General features: G+C 73.2%; 2 protein-coding genes. Both read right to left on the bottom strand.

The window, feature by feature from the left end; all coding sequences use genetic code 11:
• A partial coding sequence (locus AB0M20_RS45650) for a hypothetical protein (protein ID WP_364307941.1) occupies window positions 1-236 on the bottom strand: 236 nt, incomplete at its 3' end.
• A gap of 98 nt (window positions 237-334) precedes the next feature.
• Window positions 335-1017 (bottom strand): endonuclease/exonuclease/phosphatase family protein (locus AB0M20_RS45645; protein ID WP_364307939.1); only part of this gene is annotated, 683 nt, incomplete at its 5' end.

Raw genomic sequence — 1017 nt, 5'->3', positions numbered from 1 at the left:
CCGGGCGGGATGGCGCCCACGGTGATCGCCGCGGCCGGCGGCAGGGTGACGGTGATCGGCCGGCCGTCGGGCACGGGTACGAGGGCGGCCGGCCCGCAGCGGGCGTCGGCGGTGGGATCGGCCGGGCGCGCGGCCTGCGAGGGTGCGGGGCCCGAGGCACGCCCAAGGGGTACGAACGAGGCGGCCAACCCGGTGAGGCAGGCGGCCGCCGCCAGACTCCACCACCATCGGGCCACACCAGACAGTCTCACCAACCGGCGCAACCGCCGGCCCGACCCGCCAGGCGGTCACCCGTCCCGGGGTCCCAGTCCCGCCACCGACAGAGGCAGCGGCGTCAGATGGCGACGTCGATGCAGGCGGGGTCGTGGTCGGTGCCGTCGCCGGTGATCTGGGTGCGGCGCATCACGTGGGCTGCCGTCACCGGGACGTCGGGGCTGGTCCAGATCTGGTCGAAGCATGCGTACGTGCTGACGCCGCCCGCCCGGTGCCGGTGGGTCCACATCGTCGCCGACTCGGCGGCGAACTTGTCCCCGATCAGCGCGCCGGTGCGGCTCGGGCCCGGGATCGTCGTCGCCTTCTGCACGTGCTCGGTCAGGCCCGCCTCGCTCAGCGCCGCGAGTGAGAGCCCGTCCGGGTCGTCGTTCAGGTCGCCCAGCACGACGACGCGGCTGGAACGGCGCAGCCGGCGCAGGATGGCCGTGATCGCGTCCGCCTGCCTAGTGCGCCGTTCGAGGATGACCTGCTTCTCCGCCTCGATCTCGGCCGGCGTCAGGCGGAACTCGTTGGTGATGAAGTTGCTCTTCAGGTGGTTGACGAAGACGTGCAGCGGCGGGCCGTCGGGCACGATGACCTCGGCCTGCAGCAGGTCGCGGCTGAACACCCGGCCGTCGGGGTCGGACCAGTAGCGCCAGCTGCTGGTGCGGGCGATCGGCAGCTTGGAGCAGATGGCGACGTCGATGCGGCGCGGATCGTTGCCCTCGATCACGACCCGGTAGGGGTAGTTGACGCCGGCCGCGG

The sequence above is a fragment of the Actinoplanes sp. NPDC051633 genome, assembly GCF_040681735.1.
In the GTDB taxonomy this organism is placed as follows: Bacteria; Actinomycetota; Actinomycetes; order Mycobacteriales; family Micromonosporaceae; genus Actinoplanes.
The sequence above is the reverse complement of the archived record's forward strand: the minus strand, read 5'-3'. Positions and strand labels throughout refer to the sequence as shown.